Annotated in this window: 16 protein-coding genes and 4 tRNA genes; 5 read left to right on the top strand and 15 right to left on the bottom strand. The window is 55.5% G+C overall.

The genetic code is table 11. From position 1 onward, the window contains the following. Positions 1 to 273 precede the first annotated feature (273 nt). From hemC to RVY89_RS20560, 5 genes are all read left to right on the top strand, one after another. Positions 274 to 1,215 carry a hydroxymethylbilane synthase gene (gene hemC, locus RVY89_RS20580; protein ID WP_032667978.1) on the top strand — a complete coding sequence of 314 codons (942 nt, stop codon included), beginning with the start codon at positions 274 to 276 and terminating at the stop codon, positions 1,213 to 1,215. After that, positions 1,212 to 1,952: a uroporphyrinogen-III synthase gene (gene hemD / locus RVY89_RS20575; protein WP_484826321.1), complete on the top strand. Its 741-nt coding sequence runs from the start codon at positions 1,212 to 1,214 to the stop codon at positions 1,950 to 1,952. The genes hemC and hemD overlap by 4 nt, the downstream gene beginning before the upstream one ends. A 20-nt stretch (positions 1,953 to 1,972) precedes the next feature. Then, positions 1,973 to 3,175, top strand: coding sequence for a uroporphyrinogen-III C-methyltransferase (gene hemX / locus RVY89_RS20570; protein WP_484826320.1), 1,203 nt, complete (start codon positions 1,973 to 1,975; stop codon positions 3,173 to 3,175). 2 nt (positions 3,176 to 3,177) lie between these two features. After that, positions 3,178 to 4,377: a protoheme IX biogenesis protein HemY gene (hemY, locus tag RVY89_RS20565; protein ID WP_334756097.1), complete on the top strand. Its 1,200-nt coding sequence runs from the start codon at positions 3,178 to 3,180 to the stop codon at positions 4,375 to 4,377. Between the two features lie 172 nt (positions 4,378 to 4,549). After that, a complete protein-coding gene (locus tag RVY89_RS20560) occupies positions 4,550 to 5,761 on the top strand; it encodes an MFS transporter (protein WP_484826319.1) in 1,212 nt (403 codons plus the stop codon). 507 nt (positions 5,762 to 6,268) lie between these two features. Here RVY89_RS20560 and RVY89_RS20555 read toward each other — a convergent pair. The 15 genes from RVY89_RS20555 to wecA form a co-directional block, all read right to left on the bottom strand. Further along, positions 6,269 to 6,345 (bottom strand) — tRNA-Pro (locus RVY89_RS20555). Between the two features lie 45 nt (positions 6,346 to 6,390). Next, positions 6,391 to 6,476 (bottom strand) — tRNA-Leu (locus RVY89_RS20550). Between the two features lie 22 nt (positions 6,477 to 6,498). Further along, positions 6,499 to 6,574, bottom strand: a tRNA-His gene (locus RVY89_RS20545). 67 nt (positions 6,575 to 6,641) lie between these two features. Continuing rightward, positions 6,642 to 6,718, bottom strand: a tRNA-Arg gene (locus RVY89_RS20540). A 102-nt stretch (positions 6,719 to 6,820) separates the two neighbouring features. Next, complete coding sequence (thrP, locus tag RVY89_RS20535; protein WP_032662815.1) at positions 6,821 to 8,206, bottom strand: bifunctional threonine/serine APC transporter ThrP; 1,386 nt, start codon at positions 8,204 to 8,206, stop codon at positions 6,821 to 6,823. A gap of 197 nt (positions 8,207 to 8,403) precedes the next feature. Then, the gene (gene wecG, locus RVY89_RS20530) at positions 8,404 to 9,144 is read right to left on the bottom strand and encodes a lipopolysaccharide N-acetylmannosaminouronosyltransferase (protein WP_371899692.1); all 741 of its coding nucleotides are present in this window, start codon (positions 9,142 to 9,144) and stop codon (positions 8,404 to 8,406) included. A 12-nt stretch (positions 9,145 to 9,156) separates the two neighbouring features. Then, positions 9,157 to 10,509, bottom strand: a complete 1,353-nt coding sequence (gene wzyE, locus RVY89_RS20525) for an ECA oligosaccharide polymerase (protein ID WP_484826318.1) — start codon at positions 10,507 to 10,509, stop codon at positions 9,157 to 9,159. Further along, positions 10,506 to 11,585, bottom strand: coding sequence for a TDP-N-acetylfucosamine:lipid II N-acetylfucosaminyltransferase (locus RVY89_RS20520; protein ID WP_484826317.1), 1,080 nt, complete (start codon positions 11,583 to 11,585; stop codon positions 10,506 to 10,508). The genes wzyE and RVY89_RS20520 overlap by 4 nt, the downstream gene beginning before the upstream one ends. Then, on the bottom strand, positions 11,582 to 12,832 hold the full coding sequence (gene wzxE, locus RVY89_RS20515; protein WP_484826316.1) for a lipid III flippase WzxE: 1,251 nt from the start codon (positions 12,830 to 12,832) through the stop codon (positions 11,582 to 11,584). Before wzxE ends, RVY89_RS20520 begins: the two co-directional genes overlap by 4 nt. Before the next feature lies 1 nt (position 12,833). After that, the gene (gene rffA, locus RVY89_RS20510; RefSeq protein WP_484826315.1) at positions 12,834 to 13,964 is read right to left on the bottom strand and encodes a dTDP-4-amino-4,6-dideoxygalactose transaminase; all 1,131 of its coding nucleotides are present in this window, start codon (positions 13,962 to 13,964) and stop codon (positions 12,834 to 12,836) included. A 3-nt stretch (positions 13,965 to 13,967) separates the two neighbouring features. Then, the gene (gene rffC / locus RVY89_RS20505) at positions 13,968 to 14,645 is read right to left on the bottom strand and encodes a dTDP-4-amino-4,6-dideoxy-D-galactose acyltransferase (RefSeq protein WP_484826314.1); all 678 of its coding nucleotides are present in this window, start codon (positions 14,643 to 14,645) and stop codon (positions 13,968 to 13,970) included. Next, the gene (wecC, locus tag RVY89_RS20500; protein ID WP_484826313.1) at positions 14,642 to 15,904 is read right to left on the bottom strand and encodes a UDP-N-acetyl-D-mannosamine dehydrogenase; all 1,263 of its coding nucleotides are present in this window, start codon (positions 15,902 to 15,904) and stop codon (positions 14,642 to 14,644) included. The genes rffC and wecC overlap by 4 nt, the downstream gene beginning before the upstream one ends. After that, positions 15,901 to 17,031 carry a non-hydrolyzing UDP-N-acetylglucosamine 2-epimerase gene (gene wecB / locus RVY89_RS20495; protein ID WP_484826312.1) on the bottom strand — a complete coding sequence of 377 codons (1,131 nt, stop codon included), beginning with the start codon at positions 17,029 to 17,031 and terminating at the stop codon, positions 15,901 to 15,903. The genes wecC and wecB overlap by 4 nt, the downstream gene beginning before the upstream one ends. A 56-nt stretch (positions 17,032 to 17,087) precedes the next feature. After that, positions 17,088 to 18,134: an ECA polysaccharide chain length modulation protein gene (wzzE, locus tag RVY89_RS20490; protein WP_484827965.1), complete on the bottom strand. Its 1,047-nt coding sequence runs from the start codon at positions 18,132 to 18,134 to the stop codon at positions 17,088 to 17,090. 13 nt (positions 18,135 to 18,147) lie between these two features. Then, positions 18,148 to 19,251: a UDP-N-acetylglucosamine--undecaprenyl-phosphate N-acetylglucosaminephosphotransferase gene (wecA, locus tag RVY89_RS20485; protein ID WP_024907962.1), complete on the bottom strand. Its 1,104-nt coding sequence runs from the start codon at positions 19,249 to 19,251 to the stop codon at positions 18,148 to 18,150. Between the last annotated feature and the right edge of the window lie 175 nt (positions 19,252 to 19,426).

Below are 19,426 nucleotides of genomic sequence, written 5' to 3'. Positions count from 1 at the left end.
GATAACCGTTACCCTTTTTCGCCCTTATCATTTTTGGTGGTACCGACGAAAAAATGGTCTAAAACGTGATCAATTTAACACCTTGCCGGTTGACCGTAAAGAAAGATGCACTACATACAAGTGTAGCACCGTTCTGTACGTGTAAATTCCTGAATACGGCTATGGCTGACGAATACGCCGCCTTGTCCCTCTCACGCTTCATCAACCGTAAAACTGCCATCCCAGAGTCAACAATGTTAGGATGGTTAGCGATTGATAATGACGGTAACAAGCATGTTAGACAATGTTTTGAGAATTGCCACACGCCAAAGCCCTCTCGCGCTCTGGCAGGCACATTATGTGAAGCAGCGCCTTGAAGCCTGCCACAGTGGATTGCGCGTCGAGCTGGTGCCGATGGTCACGCGCGGTGACGTGATCCTCGATACGCCCCTGGCGAAAGTGGGCGGCAAAGGCCTGTTTGTCAAAGAACTGGAACTGGCATTGCTTGAGAACCGCGCCGATATCGCCGTACATTCGATGAAAGACGTACCCGTCGAGTTCCCGGAAGGGCTGGGGCTGGTGACCATCTGCGAGCGCGAAGATCCGCGCGATGCGTTTGTCTCTAACCACTATGACTCCCTCGACGCGCTGCCAGAAGGTAGCGTGGTTGGCACGTCCAGTTTACGCCGTCAATGTCAGCTGGCGGAACGTCGCCCTGACCTGATCATTCGCTCGCTGCGGGGTAACGTCGGCACGCGTCTGGGCAAGCTGGATAACGGCGATTACGATGCCATTATCCTCGCCGTTGCCGGCCTGAAGCGTCTTGGGCTTGAGTCGCGCATTCGCGAGGCGTTGCCGCCAGAGCTGTCGCTCCCGGCCGTGGGACAGGGTGCCGTCGGCATCGAGTGCCGTCTGGACGATGCGCGTACCCGCGAACTGCTCGCACCGCTAAACCATGACGAGACAGCTATCCGCGTAAAAGCCGAGCGTGCGATGAATACCCGCCTCGAAGGAGGATGCCAGGTTCCGATTGGCAGCTATGCTGAATTAACAGAAGGTGAACTTTGGCTGCGCGCGCTGGTGGGCGCCCCTGACGGTTCGCAGATGGTGCGCGGCGAACGTCGCGGTAAAGCGCAAGATGCCGAGCAGCTTGGCGTGTCGCTGGCGGAAGAATTACTGGATAACGGCGCCCGCGAGATTCTGGCTGACGTTTACAACGGAGAACCCCCTGCATGAGTATTCTCGTCACCCGCCCTTCTCCCGCAGGAGAGCAGTTAGTGAGCCGTCTGCGCGCACTGGGGCAGGTGGCCTGGAGTTTTCCGCTCATTGAATTCTCCCCCGGTCGGGAGCTCTCTGCGCTCGCCGACCAGATGAATACCCTTCAGGACGGCGACCTGCTGTTTGCGCTGTCGCAACATGCGGTGGAATTTGCCCATGCGCAGCTGCAACAGCAGGGTTTGGCCTGGCCAGTTGCCCCCCGCTATTTTGCGATTGGCCGCACAACGGCACTGGCGCTGCATACCGTAAGCAGCGTGGACGTTCGTTACCCGTTAGATCGGGAAATCAGTGAAGTCTTGCTACAATTACCTGAATTACAAACCATTGCCGGAAAGCGTGCGCTCATTTTGCGCGGTAATGGTGGTCGCGAGCTGCTGGGCGAAACGCTGCGTGAACGTGGTGCAGACGTGACGTTCATTGAGTGCTATCAGCGCTGTGCAAAACACTACGATGGCGCGGAAGAGGCGATGCGCTGGCACGCGCGCGGCATTAATACGCTGGTGGTCACCAGCGGTGAAATGTTACAACAGCTTTGGTCGCTGATACCGCTTTGGTATCGCGAAAACTGGTTACTCCGCTGTCGGCTTCTGGTCGTCAGTGAGCGTCTGGCGAACCAGGCCCGGGAACTGGGCTGGCAGGATATTCGGATCGCTGATAACGCCGACAACGATGCGCTGCTGCGCGCATTACAATAACTCTCAAATGGGAAGCCATAATGACGGAACACGACAAATCCTCCGCCGTGGTTGAAGAGACCAGGGAGACTGTGGAGACGACGCCACAGCCAGAGACGACAGAGAAAACCGCTGAGAAGAAAAACGGCAGCAACAAAACGAGCCTCACGCTTAGCGCGATTGCCATCGCCATTGCGCTGGCTGCGGGGGTTGGCCTGTACGGTCTGGTGAAACAACAGGGCGCTAATCAGACGTCTACCAGCGATGCGCTGGTGAATCAGCTCACTGCCCTGCAAAAAGCGCAGGAGACGCAGAAAACCGAGCTGGAAGCCGTGATTAAGCAGCAGTCCGCCGCGCTTGCCGAAGCGAACAGCAAACAGGAAGAGCTGACCAAACAGCTGGGTGAAGTTCAGCAAAAAGTCGCTACCATTTCCGGCACCGATGCCAAAACCTGGCTGCTCTCGCAGGCTGACTTCCTGGTGAAGCTCGCCGGACGTAAGCTCTGGAGCGATCAGGACGTCACCACCGCCGCCGCGCTGCTGAAAAGCGCCGATGCCAGCCTGGCAGACATGAACGATCCAAGCCTTATTACCGCCCGTCGCGCGATTACCGAAGATATCGCCAGCCTCTCTGCCGTTTCGCAGGTGGATTACGACGGCATTATCCTCAAGGTGAACCAGCTTTCGAATCAGATTGATAACCTGCAGCTGGCGGATAATAACGACGACGACTCCCCGATGGATTCCGACGGTACTGAGCTTTCCAGCTCCCTGAGCGAATGGCGCATAAACCTGCAGAAAAGCTGGCAGAACTTTATGGACAGCTTTATCACTGTCCGCCGTCGCGACGAAACTGCCGTACCGCTGCTCGCACCGAACCAGGACATCTATCTGCGCGAGAACATTCGTTCCCGCCTGCTGGTGGCGGCTCAGGCCGTGCCGCGTCATCAGGAAGAGACCTACAAACAGGCGCTGGATAACGTCTCAACGTGGGTACGCGCCTACTACAACACCGACGATGCGACGACCACCGCCTTCCTCGAAGACATTGATAAGCTAAGCCAGCAGAACATCACCATGAACGTGCCGGACAAGCTGGCCAGCCAGCCGATTCTGGAGAAACTGATGCAGACGCGCGTACGTAACCTGCTGGCGCAGCCGGGCGTACCGGCAGAGCAGACGAGCGGAGCGGCACCTGCTCCGACTCCGACTCCTGCGCCTGAAAGCGCACCGCAGGGAGAGTAATGATGCTAAAAGTCCTCTTACTCTTCATCCTGCTGATCGCCGGGATCGTGCTGGGACCCATGCTTGCGGGCCATCAGGGTTACGTCCTGATCCAGACCGATAACTACAACATTGAAACCAGCGTAACGGGCCTGACGATCATTCTGATCCTCGGCGTGGTGGTGCTGTTTGCGATCGAGTGGATCCTGCGCCGTATTTTCCGTACCGGTGCCCATACGCGCGGCTGGTTCGTTGGCCGTAAGCGCCGCCGCGCCCGTAAGCAGACCGAGCAGGCGCTGCTTAAGCTTGCCGAGGGTGACTATCAGCAGGTTGAAAAGCTGATGTCGAAAAACGCCGACCACGCCGAACAGCCGGTGGTGAACTATCTGCTCGCTGCCGAAGCGGCGCAGCAGCGCGGTGACGAAGCCCGCGCCAATCAGCATCTGGAGCGGGCGGCAGAGCTGGCTCATGGCGACCCGATTCCGGTAGAAATTACGCGCGTTCGTCTGCAACTGGCACGTAATGAGAATCACGCGGCTCGCCACGGTATCGACCGTCTGCTGGAAGTCGCGCCGCGTCATCCGGAAGTGCTGCGTCTTGCCGAGCAGGCGTATATTCGTACCGGTGCCTGGGGTTCACTGCTGGACATCATTCCGTCAATGGCGAAGGCCGAGGTAGGCGACGATGAACATCGTGATGAGCTTCAGCGTCTGGCATGGATTGGCCTGATGGATCAGGCGCGCGCCGACCTGGGCAGCGACGGTCTGAAAGCGTGGTGGAAGAATCAGAGTCGTAAAACGCGCCAGCAGGTTCCTCTGCAGGTAGCGATGGCGGAACATCTGATTGAATGCGACGATCACGATACCGCACAGGAGATCCTCCTGGATGGTCTGAAGCGCCAGTACGACGATCGTCTGGTGATGGTGATCCCGCGCCTGAAAACCAATAATCCTGAGCAAATCGAAAAAGTGCTGCGTCAGCAGATTAAAACCGTCGGTGACCGCCCGCTGCTGTGGAGCACGCTCGGTCAATCGCTGATGAAGCACGGCGAATGGCAGGAGGCGAGCCTCGCCTTCCGCGCGGCGCTGAAGCAGCGTCCGGATGCGTTTGACTACGCATGGCTTGCCGATACGCTGGACAAGCAGCATAAGCCGGAAGAGGCGGCCGCCATGCGGCGTGATGGGCTGTTGCTGACGCTGCAAAACAACGGTACGCAGCAGTAATTAATCAGGAGGCCAAATGGCCTCCTTTTTTTATCGCCTTTCTCCTGCTACATTCTTTACACCCGCATCTGCAAACGAACCCGCCAATGTAACGATGTCTTTTCATTAACTTTTTTTCACACACGCGCACTTTCTGCAGCGTGGACTAAATCGTTTTTGAAAGGAAATCGTCATGAACTCGCTTTTATATGCGCTTATTGAAGCGCTGCGCTACCACCGCTGGCTGCGCCTGCTTGCCTGTGCTTTTATCTTTTCTTCGCTGGGGAATGGCTTAACCCAGGTTGTGGTCTTCGGCTTGCTGTTAGCATGGTCAGCTCCGCCCACCCTGCTAACCCTTGCTTTTCTTTTCGCTACGGTACCGGGATTTATCGGCAGTACGATCGGCGAAAAGCTGTGCTCACGCTGTTCTCCAATATCCCTGCTGATACTGACCGAAGGGCTGGGCCTGCTTGCCCTGCTCTTTCCCCTGCTTGGCGTGGGTTACCACAGCGTTACCGCGTTACTCGCCTTACAATCCACCGAGGCGCTGCTCAGCGGGATGAGCTGGCCCGCGTTGACGTTGCTCTTCAAGCGCGGGCTCAGCGAAGCAGAGTTGCCCGCTGCAACCTGTCTGGAAAATGTGATTTTTGCTTCTCAGGTTTTGTTAGGGACCGGCCTGGGCGTGGTGCTGTTTCAAAAGGCGTCCGTGTTTACCCTGCTGGCCATAGATGCCGCCAGCTTTCTCGCGTCACTGCTCATGCTATGGCTGGCTGGACGCCGCTTTTCTCCTGCACAAGGCTCCACCACTATGGAAAAGGGAGTTTCTGCAACATTACGCTGGCAGGCGTTGACCGTTCGGCAGAAACGCAGCCTGCTCATCCTGCCGGCGCTGGCTGCCGTCGGCTCACCGGCCATGGCGCTGCTTCCGGCACTGGCCCAGCAGCTCCGTCCTCAGGATGCGGCGGGCCTTGCTCTGCCGCTGCTTTTCGCAAGGAGCATGGGACAGCTTTGCGGCCCGCTGCTGCTAAGAAAAGAGAGCCTGACGCGCGTTGCGGCTCATACGCCGCAAATAATCATTTGCCTCAGCATCTTTCTGACCGCTTATGGCATGCTGCCGTTTTTGTCCGGGTGGACGGCATGTGCGCTGGGGGCGATCTTTATCGCGCATCTGGCCTCGAATATTCTCTTCGCAGCCGGGACGTTTGGGGTACTCAGTAGCTTTCATCTCACGCAAACCGCTTCAGCCAGTGGGAAAGCCTGGCGCTGGCAAACGCTCAGCGCCTCTCTTTTCACCGGCATTGCAGCGGCGGTGGCTTCAGGGTTTGGCTCAGTACAGGCGCTCTATGCTGTCTCTGCATCAGCCCTGCTAATGGTTGCCCTGATCATGCGCCTGTATCGGGAATAAGGCATAAAAAAACGCCTGCTATAAAAGCAGGCGTTAAAACAGGTCTGTAAGACAACATATTTGGTGCTTCACTCAACGTTGTGTCCATGGTGTCTGATGAGGCCGAAGCGACATCTGTCAGTGGACGATAAGCACCGTAAATGGCTCTGCGTCATTCCTGAGTTTATGAGGCACTAAGGCGAACATAAGAGATGGAATGAGCATCTACACGCATATTATTGCACGTAACGTGCCAACATAACACCCAGAACTTTTACATGACGCAACATTTTAAGATAAAAGGAAAATATGCTGTTAAGCGCCGTCTTAAGCTCTACAACGTATCGGGAAAAGGCAGGAATATGTCGCCAGGAGGAGACAGCAAAACCCATAAATGGTTATTTATTTAATTTTCAATGAGTTGTATGTCGCTGGATTGCGACAAAGAAAAAGGACGCTGTCGGAGAATGGCTACAGGGATGAGGAAGTACAGAAAACAAAAAACCCCGCCGAAGCGGGGTTCAAAATTGGTCGGCGAGAGAGGATTCGAACCTCCGACCCACTGGTCCCAAACCAGTTGCGCTACCAAGCTGCGCTACTCGCCGATGTACTGCTTTTTGAATTTTTAGTTCAATTCATTTAAAAAGTCGTGGTGCGAGGGGGGGGACTCGAACCCCCACATCCAAAGGACACTAACACCTGAAGCTAGCGCGTCTACCAATTCCGCCACCTTCGCAATTCACAACTCTTTCAAATAATGGGGTGGCTAATGGGATTCGAACCCACGACAACTGGAATCACAATCCAGGGCTCTACCAACTGAGCTATAGCCACCACTGTATTCTTTCACGCGGTACTGACTACTTCTCAGACCACCGCAGCTCTAGCGCCGGGACTAAAATGGCGCGCCCGACAGGATTCGAACCTGAGACCTCTGCCTCCGGAGGGCAGCGCTCTATCCAGCTGAGCTACGGGCGCTTAGCGCCGTTGCGGGGCTGGATATTACGTACCTCCGTCCCCGCTGTCTAGTGCTTTTTTGAAAAAAATGCGCGTTTGGTTATGGTTTGCACATTTTGCCGCTTATTCCTCCACTTTCTGCGTGGTGGCACGGCGACCCAGGCCAAAAAGCTTATATGCAGCCGTTACGGCCGCAAGGAAGATCACCCCGACAAACAGCGACATGCGGGTATCTTCATTAAAGTACATGCCGATTAATACGCAAATCAGAAACGCCATCGTCAAATAGTTCGCATAGGGGAACAGAATTGAGCGGAACGGATGGCTTTCAATCGCCTTTTTATGCGCATGACGGAAACGCAGCTGGCTGATGAGGATAACGAACCACGGCACCATGCCCGGCAGGACGCTGGCGCTATAGACGTAAACGAACACCCGCTGCGGGTTAGGAATGATGTAATTCAGGCAAGAGCCAATCAGCAGGATCACGATGGAGACCGCCACCCCCGCCACCGGTACCCCGGCACGTGAGACTTTGCTCATCGCCGCAGGCAGCTGGTTGTTCTTCGAGAGCGCATAGAGCATACGTCCGCAGCTGTACATCCCGCTGTTACAGCCTGACAACGCTGCAGTCAGGACCACAAAGTTGATGATACCCGCCGCCGCCGTGATACCAATTTTGGCGAAGGTTAATACAAACGGGCTACCGGTCGTGCCAATTTCGTTCCACGGGAAGATGGTCACGATGACGAAGATCGCGCCCACATAGAAAATCAGGATACGCCACAGCACTTTGCCTACCGCGCTACGCAGCGTGACCTGAGGGTTTTTCGCTTCACCGGCGGTAATACCGATCAGCTCCACGCCCTGATACGAGGCCACAACGATACACAGCGCCGTCAGGAAACCCTTCCAGCCTCCGGCGAAGAAGCCGCCGTTTTCGGTCAGATTGCCGAAGCCAATGGCGTGTCCGCCGTTGCCAAAGCCGAAGAAAATAACGCCCAGGCCGACGACAATCATTACGATAATCGTGGTGACTTTAATCATTGCGAACCAGAACTCAATTTCACCGTACAGGCGCACGGCAGCCAGGTTTGCCAGCGCCACCAGCCCCACGGCAATGAGCGCGGGTATCCACTGGACCATATCCGGGAACCAGAACTGGACGTAGACCCCTATCGCGGTGATCTCTGAGATGCCCACCGCCATCCACATAAACCAGTATGACCAGGCCGTCAGGTAGCCGAAGAACGGGCTCATATAACGGTGCGCGTAAACGGCGAAGGAGCCGGTTACCGGCTCCAGGAAGAGCATTTCGCCCATGGAACGCATAATGAAGAAAACAAACAGCCCGGCGATAATATACGCCAGTAATACGGAAGGTCCTGCCCACTTGAGCGTGCTTGCTGAGCCCATAAACAGACCCACGCCGATAGTGCCGCCCAGCGCTATCAGTTCAATATGACGAGCTTCCAGCCCACGCTGTAGCTCCGGTTTTTTCTCTGCCATAGATCCTCGATTGTGTTTGCTGTTTCCCGGCTTAAGACCGGGTATTGTTTTTTAGGGGTACTAAAATACGGAGCGAATGGTTTCTTAAAATCTGCCAAATGGCAAACGATGCATTAAAAAAATGAATGCATTGCACAGATTATCAGCAGTTTTGCAGGCGAGTTGCAGCGCGAATAGCATATCGCGCTACATTTTGATTACATTTTCCCGGTGTAATGCCAGGCGAGGTAGCGAAGCAGACGGATCTGTCGTTTAATGCGCGTCGGTTGCGATAGCAGGCGGTACAGCCACTCCAGCCCCAGATTTTGCCAGACCCTGGGCGCACGCTTAACGTGGCCGGTAAAGACGTCGTACGTGCCGCCGACGCCCATGTAGAGGGCATCCGGACAGACCAGACGGCAGTCACGCATCAGGATCTCCTGGCGCGGGGACCCCATCGCCACGGTGACAATTTTCGCCCCGCTGTCACGAACGCGCTCAAACAGAGCCTGCCGATCTTCCGGTTTAAAGTAACCATCCTGGCTGCCGACGATATTAACATTCCATTGACGACGCAGTTTCTCCTCCGTCTGGGCCAGTATTTCCGGCTTTCCGCCAATCAGGAACACGGGCGTGCCCTGCGCACCTGCGCGGGCCATAAGCTGCTCCCAGAGATCGGCCCCCGCCACGCGAGATACATTAGCGTCAGGATACTTTTTACGGATAGAGCGGACCACGCTGATCCCGTCCGCGTATTTAAATTCAGCCGCTTCAATCAGGCTTTTGACTTCAGCATTGTCCTGAACCGCCAGCATTTTTTCCGCGTTGATGGCCACCAGCGTACCGGATTTCATCTGGCCGTCGGCGAACAGAAAGTCCAGCGCGTGCTGCATGTCGCGCCAGCCAATAAGCTGCAGGCCACGTAGCGCATAGCGCGGTGCAGAAATTTTATCAGTCATTACTATCCTTACTCAGACTTGTGACAGCGTTGTGCTGCCTTGCCGCTCGCGCTTGTGCACAAGCCCTGCGCTGTCAAACAGCCAGTACAGCAGTTTGGCCAGTAACAGGCAGAGGCCGAAAACAACCATGAAGAACACCACGCGCGAAACGAACGAATCCAGCCCTTCGCGCGCCAGCACGATCATATTGAAAATGGCACCAAAGCAGAAACTGTGCAAAATGGCGGCTTTATAGCGGTTGGTCTCTTCATTGCCGCGCAGGTAAAGCCAGTCGAACCACTTGATAATCAGCCCCACGGCAACCGCACCGGGCAAAATGAACCACGCCCCCCCCATCACCACCAGGGAACCAATCAGCGTTGGGGAGATTGCCAGGCCGGAATGGTTGTTCAGCACTTCCCAGGTAAAGTAATTCGCCGTGTTAAGCACCACGCCGGGCCGGTCCGGCCATAGCCAGGAAGGGATAAAGACGTAGAAGTCGCGAACAATCGGCGCCAGCCCCTGGAAATCAATCTTGTCGTAGTTTTGCAGCAGTAACGCCAGGTTTTCCCACGGCGAGAAGGTATCGCGCGTCAGATAGAGGAACGTGTAAAACGCCTCATCACCCGCCACGTTCATCCCGTAGCGCTTCAGCGCCAGCCAGAACATCCCCACGATGCCAAACACGCCTGCTGCAACCAGCATCCACAGCGAGATCCAGCCGCGGATGATGCCGATAAACAGGAAGATGGCGAAGGCGATGATAATGTTCGCGCGCGTCCCGCCAACAATCATGTAGGTCAGGATGCCAAACGCGACGGTACTGACCAGGAAGAACAGCCACGCTTTGCTGTCCTGGCGCAGGAAGAAGATCACCAGCATCGCCGGAATGAAGAAGTAGAAGAAACGCTTAAGCGCCACGCCCGAGACTTCGGCCGAAAAGATCTGGCTATAGGAGTGGAGCTTAAACAGCAGAAAGCCGTTATGCATGAAGAAGATACCGACGCTGACCAGGGCGATCGTCATCAGCATCACCCACGTCAGGTGGGTTTCCACCCGATTCATGGTAAAGAGCGCCCGACGCGGGGCTGCGGCCTGCGCTGAACGCAGACGCGTTTTATAGGTGACGTAGTAAACCGCGTAGAAGCAGGTCGCCGCCAGAAGCGCCTGGAGCAGAATTTCCGGCGGCGCGACGCTCACGTCAAAACGGAAGACCAGAATGCTGGTGAGCGGGAAGCCGAAAAAGAACGTCAGTAGAAACAGTAACGAGAAGAAAACGTTAAAGTTGAAGCGCACGCGGCGGAATTCAAACCAGGTGAGCGTGGCGATAAACAGGGTGCTCAGAAGCCAGACAACCAGTAAGCCGCTGAATTGCAACTGACTCATGATTTGACTCCTGAAGCGATACGCAGCGCGCGGTGCCACGGCGTGAGGTAATTCGGGCTGAAAAAATCGATGCTATTTTTATCCACCAGCGTGAGCTGGCGCTGAGCTTCACGTACCACCTCGACGTTCAGGGTGTCTGAGGTAAACAGCACCGGAATATTCTGTTCGGCCATGTCCTGCCAGAACGGGTTGTCGCGGTTGAGCACGCACGGTATCCCCGCCTGAATCAGCAGACACAGCGTGCCAATTCCCTGCTGTCGGGCAAAAATGAAATAGCCGAGATCGCATTTTCTCAGCAGCGCAAGATATTCATCAAATTCCAGCTTATGGCTGAGGATGTGCAAATTTTCAGCGCAAAACAGCGCAAGCCCCTGTTGGCGAACTTCAGCAATATAGGCGTCGTTGTTGGCAGGATAGCCCATCGGCACTACCACGTTCACCGTGTCGCCAAACTGCTGATGCACCGCCCTGAGCGCCGCGACGTGTTCGTTACTGCGATCGCCGGAATTCCCCACCAGGATCGTCAGCTTGCCTTCACGCACCGTATCATTCGCCATGGCGTTCAGCGCCGGATCCATGCGGGTTGGGAAATAGAGGAGTTCTCCGCGCACGTTCGGGTGCTGTTTAGCAAAGTAGTTGAGATCGCCGCGGGTGGCAAACACACAGCCCACGCGCCCCTGCGCCATGCGGCGCAGCGGATAGAAAAGACGGAATTTCCAGCCGCGGGAGACTTCATAGAGATCGGCTCCCCAGATATGCCAGCTGCACTGGGAGGGTTTAATCCCCCCGCTGAGCAGTGCCAGCCACAGGCCGGTATTGAACTGTCCGTGGAAAAAGAAACGTTGCTTACGATCCGCTTTGGCTTTGGCAACGACCGCCTTCGCCAGCGCGGCCTTATCCGGCCAGAAGCGAATCGTCAGCGCCGGAAACGCCTCGCTCAGGCCCTTATCCTGACCTGCAACCATAAACTCACGCGCATCAGAATTACCCGATGCCAGCTCGTCGTTGAAGAACCGCAAAACGGTCTGGTTATGGTGTGGGATATCCGATCCCAGGATGTGAATCAGTGCAGTCATGCGCGTTTACGCCACAATAAAAATACGCCGCAACAGGCGGCGAAATAAACGATATAGGTTGCCATGTAGGCCTGAGCCGCCCCCAGCGCACCGTGTGCGGGTATCAGCCAGTGTGAAAATGCTGTCAGTAACGCAAACTGGCTTATTTCCGCCAGGATATACAGCCGCAGGGACGCTTTTGCTATCACCAGATAGCCGAAAACGTAAGCACCCACTTTCAGCACATCACCCACCAACTGCCAGGCAAAGAGATCGCGCATGGCGGTGAACTTCGTCGAAAACAGCAGCCAGATGGCGACATCGCGCAATAACCAGACGGTAAAGCTGGCCGCCGCGACGGCTGGCAACACAAAGCGCAGCGATCGGAAAATCTCGCGGGTAATATCCTGCCTGGACGTCAGACGCGATAATGTTGGCAGCAAATAAACGCTAAAGGAAGCCGTAATAAACTGGAGGTAGGCGTCGGAAATGCTGCTTACGCCCTGCCAGATCCCGACTTCATCCCAGCTATAATGCGCCGCCAGCAGGTTTCGCATCATCACGTAGGCCACCGGCAGCGTGACGGAGGTGATGAGCGCCATCAGGGTAAATTTACCCAGCTGGCTGGCAAGCACGTTATCCCATTGCGGCTTCAGGTAGCTCAGCGGGATGACGCCCCGACGCATCAGCATAAATGCCGCAGGCACAACAACCAGCGCCGGGACCAGCGCCAGCCCCAGCAGTGCGCCTTCATATCCACCCAGGCGATAGCAGAAATAATAGGCAATCACGCCGATAACGCTGCCCAGGATTAAGGCAAGCGCGTTCCCGGCAGCATCACGAAACCCTTTCATCAGCGCCAGCAGCAGGTTAGCCCAGGCAATACCCATCTGAACCAACGCGACCAGACGCACCAGCCCCTGATAATGGGTGTGCCCGAACAATCCCTGGCTGATGGGCACCGCCGCCAGCAGAAAGATAATCGCCATCAGGGTCGAAAAACCCGTGACCATCGCCGAGGAGGTACCCACTACCCTGCGCAGCTGAGCTGCATCATCGTGATACTGCGCAACGTATTTGGTCACGCCGTTGAAGATACCGGCACCTGCCAGCACTCCAAGGACGGTGACGAGCTGGCGGAAATTCCCCGCCAGCCCCACGCCAGAGGGGCCAAATGAGACGGCCAGCAGCTTGACGACCAGCAGCCCGGCGCCAATTTTTACAAGCGTGGACGCGGCGGTCCACACCGATGCTTTTGCCAGAGACATATCAGCCGAAATAACTCAGAAGGGTATTAATCACCGTACGCTGGTTAACTGGCGCGAGGTTGTAGAACAGTGGCAAACGCAGCAAACGCTCACTTTCTTTTGTGGTGTAACGGTCTTCACCCGCGAACACCCCAAACGCTTCGCCCGCCGGGCTGGAGTGCAGCGGGATATAGTGGAACACCGCCATAATTTCGGCTTCTTTCAGCCAGGCGATGAGCTCGCTGCGGTCGTCGTTGTCACGCAGCTTGATGTAGAACATGTGCGCGTTGTGGACGCAATCAGCCGGAATGGTTGGCAGCTCAATACGCCCGGCGTTGGCCAGAGGCTCAAGCGCATCGTAATAGGTTTGCCACAGGGAGAGACGCTGCAGGTTGATACGCTCCGCGGCTTCCAGCTGCGCCCACAGGTACGCGGCCTGGAGATCCGCCATCAAATAGCTGGAGCCGATATCGCGCCAGGTGTATTTATCTACCTGGCCCCGGAAGAACTGGCTGCGGTTGGTGCCTTTTTCGCGGATCACTTCCGCACGCTCCACGAGCGCCCGGTCGTTAATCAGCGTCGCGCCACCTTCTCCACCCGCCGTGTAGTTTTTAGTTTCGTGGAAGCTAAAGCAGCCGATATGGCCGATGGTGCCCAGCGCGCGTCCCTTGTAGGTGGACATCACGCCCTGCGCGGCATCTTCCACCACGAACAGATTATATTTTTTGGCGATGGCCATGATGGTGTCCATTTCACAGGCCACGCCCGCATAGTGAACCGGCACGATCGCGCGTGTTTTATCGGTGATCGCCGCTTCAATCAGCGTCTCATCAATGTTCATGGTATCCGGGCGGATATCCACAAAGACGATTTTTGCCCCGCGCAGAACAAACGCGTTCGCGGTGGAAACGAAGGTGTAGCTTGGCATGATCACTTCATCGCCGGGCTGGATATCCAGCAGCAGCGCCGCCATTTCCAGCGATGCCGTACAGGATGGGGTCAGCAGCACTTTGGCGCTGCGAAAACGCTGTTCCATCCACTGCTGACAGCGGCGGGTATAACCGCCGTCACCGCAGAGTTTGCCGCTGCCCATGGCAGACTGCATATAGTCGAGTTCAGTTCCGACAACGGGTGGTGCGTTAAATGGAATCATTTGTCACCTGTATAACCAGTAGGCGGTGGCGTCGATGTTGGCACCACTCGCAATATAACGTTTAAGCGCGGCGGTGTTGCCCAGTTGGGTCGCTACCCGCAGCGTCACAAGCTGTTGCTCTTGCGCCCAGTGCAGCGCCGCCTGCATGAGTTTCTCACCCATGCCGCGCCCGGCTAATAAGCCAATACGCGCCTCGCGCTCGTTGAGCTTACGCAGCGAGACGAACCCCTGGACCTGATCGTCCCCTACACGGAAAACCAGGCAGACGTGGTCAAAGGTGCCTTTGACCGCATTCTCTATCCACTGGGCATAGAAACGTCCGCTGTCGTCAGGTGCATACCAGGGCTCACGAAAGCGGCTCTGCGCAAATGCCTGGGCCGCCATCTTACGCAGCACGGGGATGTCCTGATCCGTTGCAATTTCCGCGCCGGACGCATCGTGTCGGGTGAGGGTAATGGAAAGGTCTACCTCACCTTCAACCAGCTGAAAGCCGTGTTGCTGGAGCGCGTCAAGCAGATCGGCACGCTCCGCCGGGATCTTAGCCTGCACCCGTCGCCAGGCGATAAAATCCGATTCAGCCAGCACCGGAGCGTCATCGCGCAGACGCACGATGGCCGAAGGCAGGCCGAAAAAGGCACTCTCCCACTGCAGGGACTCAAGCATCCCATTCAGGCTATTCAACGCCAGACACCTTTGGTATCCACAATATACTGCTGACGAACAGCATCACCGGACGTTGCTTTAAACTCTTTATGATCTACCAGCAGCACCAGCACGTCCGCCGTCGCCAGCGCGTCGTCCAGCGCCGTCAACGTGCAGTGTCCCGCCAGTTTTGCCGGCAATTCATGGATATTCGGCTCAACCACCAGCGTTTCACCCTTGTGCCATTCGGCAATCATCTCAGCAATTTCCATCGCCGGGCTTTCACGCAGATCGTCAATATTGGGTTTAAATGCCAGACCAAAGCAGGCAATTTTCAGCTCGCTGGCGCGCTTTCCGCTCTCCGCCAGGCAATCCGCTACCGTCGCTTTAACCTGGTTGAGCACCCAGTGAGGCTTGCTGTCGTTCACTTCACGCGCGGTGCGAATCAGACGCGCCTGCACCGGATTTTGCGCCACGATAAACCACGGATCGACGGCGATACAGTGACCGCCCACGCCCGGGCCAGGCTGGAGAATGTTGACGCGAGGATGGCGATTCGCCAGGCTAATCAGCTCCCAGACGTTAATCCCCTGATCGGCACAGATCAGCGACAGTTCGTTCGCAAAAGCGATATTGACGTCGCGGAAGCTGTTTTCAGTCAGCTTGCACATCTCGGCGGTGCGGGAGTTGGTCACCACGCACTCGCCTTCCAGGAAAATCTTGTACAGCGCGCTGGCGCGTTCGGAACAGACGGGCGTCATACCGCCAATGACGCGGTCGTTTTTAATCAGTTCGACCATAACCTGCCCCGGTAGCACGCGCTCCGGGCAGTAGGCGATATTGATATCCGCCTGCTCACCCGCCTGCTGCGGGAAACTTAAATCAGGGCGCGCGTCGGCCAGCCACTGTGCCATCTGCTCGGTCGCACCGACGGGAGAGGTCGATTCCAGAATCACCAGCGCCCCTTTCTTCAGCACAGGGGCGATGGACTTCGCCGCCGCCTCGACGTAGACCATGTCGGGCTCATGGTCGCCTTTAAACGGGGTGGGGACGGCAATCAGGTAGGCATCTGCTTCAATTGGCTTCGTGCTGGCACGCAGGAAGCCTCCTTCCACCGCCTCTTTCACCACGCGGTCAAGATCGGGCTCAACAATATGAATCTCGCCACGGTTAATGGTTTCTACCGCCCGTGCGTTGATATCCACACCGACAACCTGTTTCTGACGAGAGGCAAACGCGGCCGCAGTAGGCAAGCCAATGTAGCCAAGACCAATGACAGAGATGGTAGTAAAACTCATAGCGATACCCGATTGTGTTTAAGTGCATGCAAAATACGACCACAAGCCTGCCCGTCTCCATACGGATTATGGGCCCGGCTCATCGCCTGATACGCTTCATCGTCATGCAGAAGGCGCGTGACCTCTTCGACGATGAGCTGCGCGTTGGTGCCGACCAGACGCACCGTACCGGCTTTGACGGCTTCCGGACGTTCGGTCGTTTCACGCATCACCAGCACCGGTTTGCCGAGGGATGGCGCTTCTTCCTGAATTCCGCCGGAATCGGTGAGGATCAGCCAGGCGTGGTTCATCAGCCAGACAAACGGCATGTAGTCCTGAGGTTCAATCAGCAGAACGTTTTCGACGTGGCCCAGAATACGATTGACCGGCTCGCTGACGTTAGGGTTAAGGTGTACTGGATAGACAATTTGCACATCGTCGTTCTGCGCGGCGATTTCAGCCAGCGCATGGCAGATTTGCTCAAAACCCCGGCCAAAGCTTTCGCGTCGATGACCAGTGACCAGAATGGTTTTTTTGCCGTTGTGGAGGAACGGATAGCGGGCAGCGAGCTCTTTCTGGAGATCGCTGTTTGCCAGGACGCGGTCACGTACCCAAATTAACGCGTCAATGACCGTATTGCCGGTCACAAAGATTTTGTTATCGGAGATATTTTCACGCAGCAGGTTCTGACGAGAGTTTTCCGTTGGCGCAAAGTGGTACATCGCCAGATGGCCCGTTAACGTGCGGTTGGCCTCTTCCGGCCACGGCGAATAAAGATTGCCGGTACGCAGACCCGCCTCAATATGCCCCACGGGAATTCGCTGGTAAAACGCGGCCAGGCTTGTCGCCACGGTAGTGGTGGTGTCACCGTGTACCAGCACGACGTCGGGCTTAAATGACTCCAGGATCGGCTTAAGTTCTTGCAGAATGCGGCAGGTTATCTCCGTTAACCCTTGCCCCGGTTTCATAATATTGAGGTCGTAATCCGGGACGATGGAGAAGAGCGTTAAAACCTGATCGAGCATCTCACGGTGCTGAGCCGTGACGCAGACTTTCGCTTCAATATCAGGATCGCTGGCCAGCGCATGAACCAGAGGTGCCATCTTAATGGCCTCCGGCCTGGTGCCAAATACGGTAAGTACTTTCACATCGATTCTCTTCGATTAGGCGATGAAGGCCGCAGCCTTCATCGTAGACGGCGTTCTTAGTTTTTGCGACGACGCGTTAACGCCACGCCAGCGCCCGTCAGTGCGCCTACAATCCCCCACATGATCATCAGGAATGCACGACGCGGACTATCGCGTTTTACAGGTTCTTCAGGCGTTCGCAAATAACGATAGGTCTGAAAACGCGGGTCCAGGGATGGGCCAACATTAAGCGTATTTAGCATCGCACGATTTTGATCGTAATCGAGGTCAAAATCAGGCCCAACGGCCTTCAGGTTTTCCAGACGCGCCTGCAGCATAGGGCGGCCAAGAAGGAACATCTCTGAATCAGGCAGTTCATCGGCTGGCACGTCCGTCTCAGTGCGGGAAATATTGTGCTGTTCCGCAATTTTCAGCGCCTGCTCAATGTTATGCACGCGGCGACCGAAAATGGTATTCGCCACCTCTTCCTGACGTTTCACCTGTGCTTTCATCTGGATGGTACGAGCCGCCCAGGCACCTTTAAGCTCTTCGTTAAGATGGCTTGCGGCACGCTGGCTGGCAAACGCGACATACTGACGCAACAGGTTGTTGGCATCCGGCGCGGTTTCTGCAATGAGCTTGACGCTGTCATTCACGTTACGCAGCGCGTCGCCCGGCATAAACTGAATATTGTTTATCAGATCGTCCAGCAGGGCGGCATCGGCTTTTGTATTATCAACCCGACGCTGCTTGTAGTAATCCGTCTGGGACCAGAAATCGCGGCGGGTATCCCACGATGCCAGCTGCATCACAAACTCTTTATAGGCTTCATCCATAACGGAGGCCTGGTCAGGTGTGGCAAGACTGGCTTTGATATCCAGGTTTCGCAGGAATTGCTGCTGTGAAAAGTATCCCCCGAGCATGTTAACCGTTGGCTTGTCCGTGATTGCCGTGGCGCTCCACTCTTGTTTTGCAAAGAACGTATAGGCCAGCGCTAACAGTGCAAACCCCAGCGCGATCCCCACAATCCAAAGTTTGCCTGCCCATAACACGCGAAACAAACCCCGAATATCCAGTTCATTCTCAGTTACCACTGATTTCGCTCCCGCCAACGGTTGAGTCATCATAGTCCCGGTTTTACTTAGTTAATGTTGTATTTTTGCCACTGTTACGACGCATCCGGCGTTTAAGACGTTTAATAAATCGCGCCACTTTCCATGCGCGCTTAATGCAGTAGCCGTACAGGAAAAATGCCAGCAAGAATAATGCCAACATAACCCACTCAGGAATAATATGAGAATATTCTGCAGCTACACCAATCGCGGCCAAAATAGCGGCAGCCAGAGTAATCAGCACAAACGCCTGACGAGAAGTAAAACCCGCACGCATGATGAGATGATGAATATGTTGGCGGTCAGGAGAGAAAGGACTCATCCCTTTGCGCAAGCGACGATACATAATCGCCACCATATCCATCAATGGAATGGCAATGATCCACAGTGCGGTTACCGGACTTATCGGATGGGTTTGACCCTGTGTGGTTTCAAGCAGGATCCAGATAACCGTAAAACCAATCAGCGTACTGCCCGCGTCTCCCATAAAGACTTTATAGCGACGGCCCAGCACACCGAGGTTTAAAAGGATATAAGGCAGAATGGCGGCAATCATGGCGAAACACCACATTGCCAGACTGTACTGGCCATCAAACCATAAAATAATGCCGATAGCGGCGAACGAAACGGATGACAACCCACCGAGCAGGCCGTCAATGCCATCCACCATGTTGAAAGCATTGATTGCCGCCCAGACGGCAAAGAGTGTCAGGAAGAAGCCAAATGGACCCAGGACTAACTCCCATGGGCCAAACACATAGCCGAGGCTTCGCAGATACAGTCCGCCCACAACCATCATCACCACGCCAATGCCAGCCTGCACGGTGGCACGTATTTTCACCGCGATATCGAACCGGTCATCAAGGGCCCCGACTAACACCAGAACACCGGCGCAGGCAATGTAGAGGGCGGCATGCGGGATATAATAATCGGCGATACCAAACGTGAAGCAAATTCCTGCGTAAACAGAAATCCCGCCAACTAAAGGAATAAGTCCCTGATGGCGTTTACGAAAATTAGGCTTATCCACCAACCCTATTCGTTTTGCCACCTTGCGCGCAATGAACAAAAAACAGGTTGTGAATAAAAAAATACTGATCAGTTCAGTAACGGCGGTGAATAGATTCACAATGGATTGCTCTCAACAAATGTTAGTCCCGGAAGTATAACCATGAAGCCACATCCTCAGAAGTAATAAAGAAGGCTTCTTACAACTCCCTTTGTATATTTTTCAATCAATTATTTCTTGTGCTGCACAAACGGCCCTATTGTCGCACCGCCCGGTCAAAATTGGGAGTAGATGG

This window comes from Enterobacter sp. 3U4 (assembly GCF_057224565.1).
Note: the sequence above shows the minus strand (reverse complement) of the source record. Positions and strands in the feature narration are given on the sequence as shown.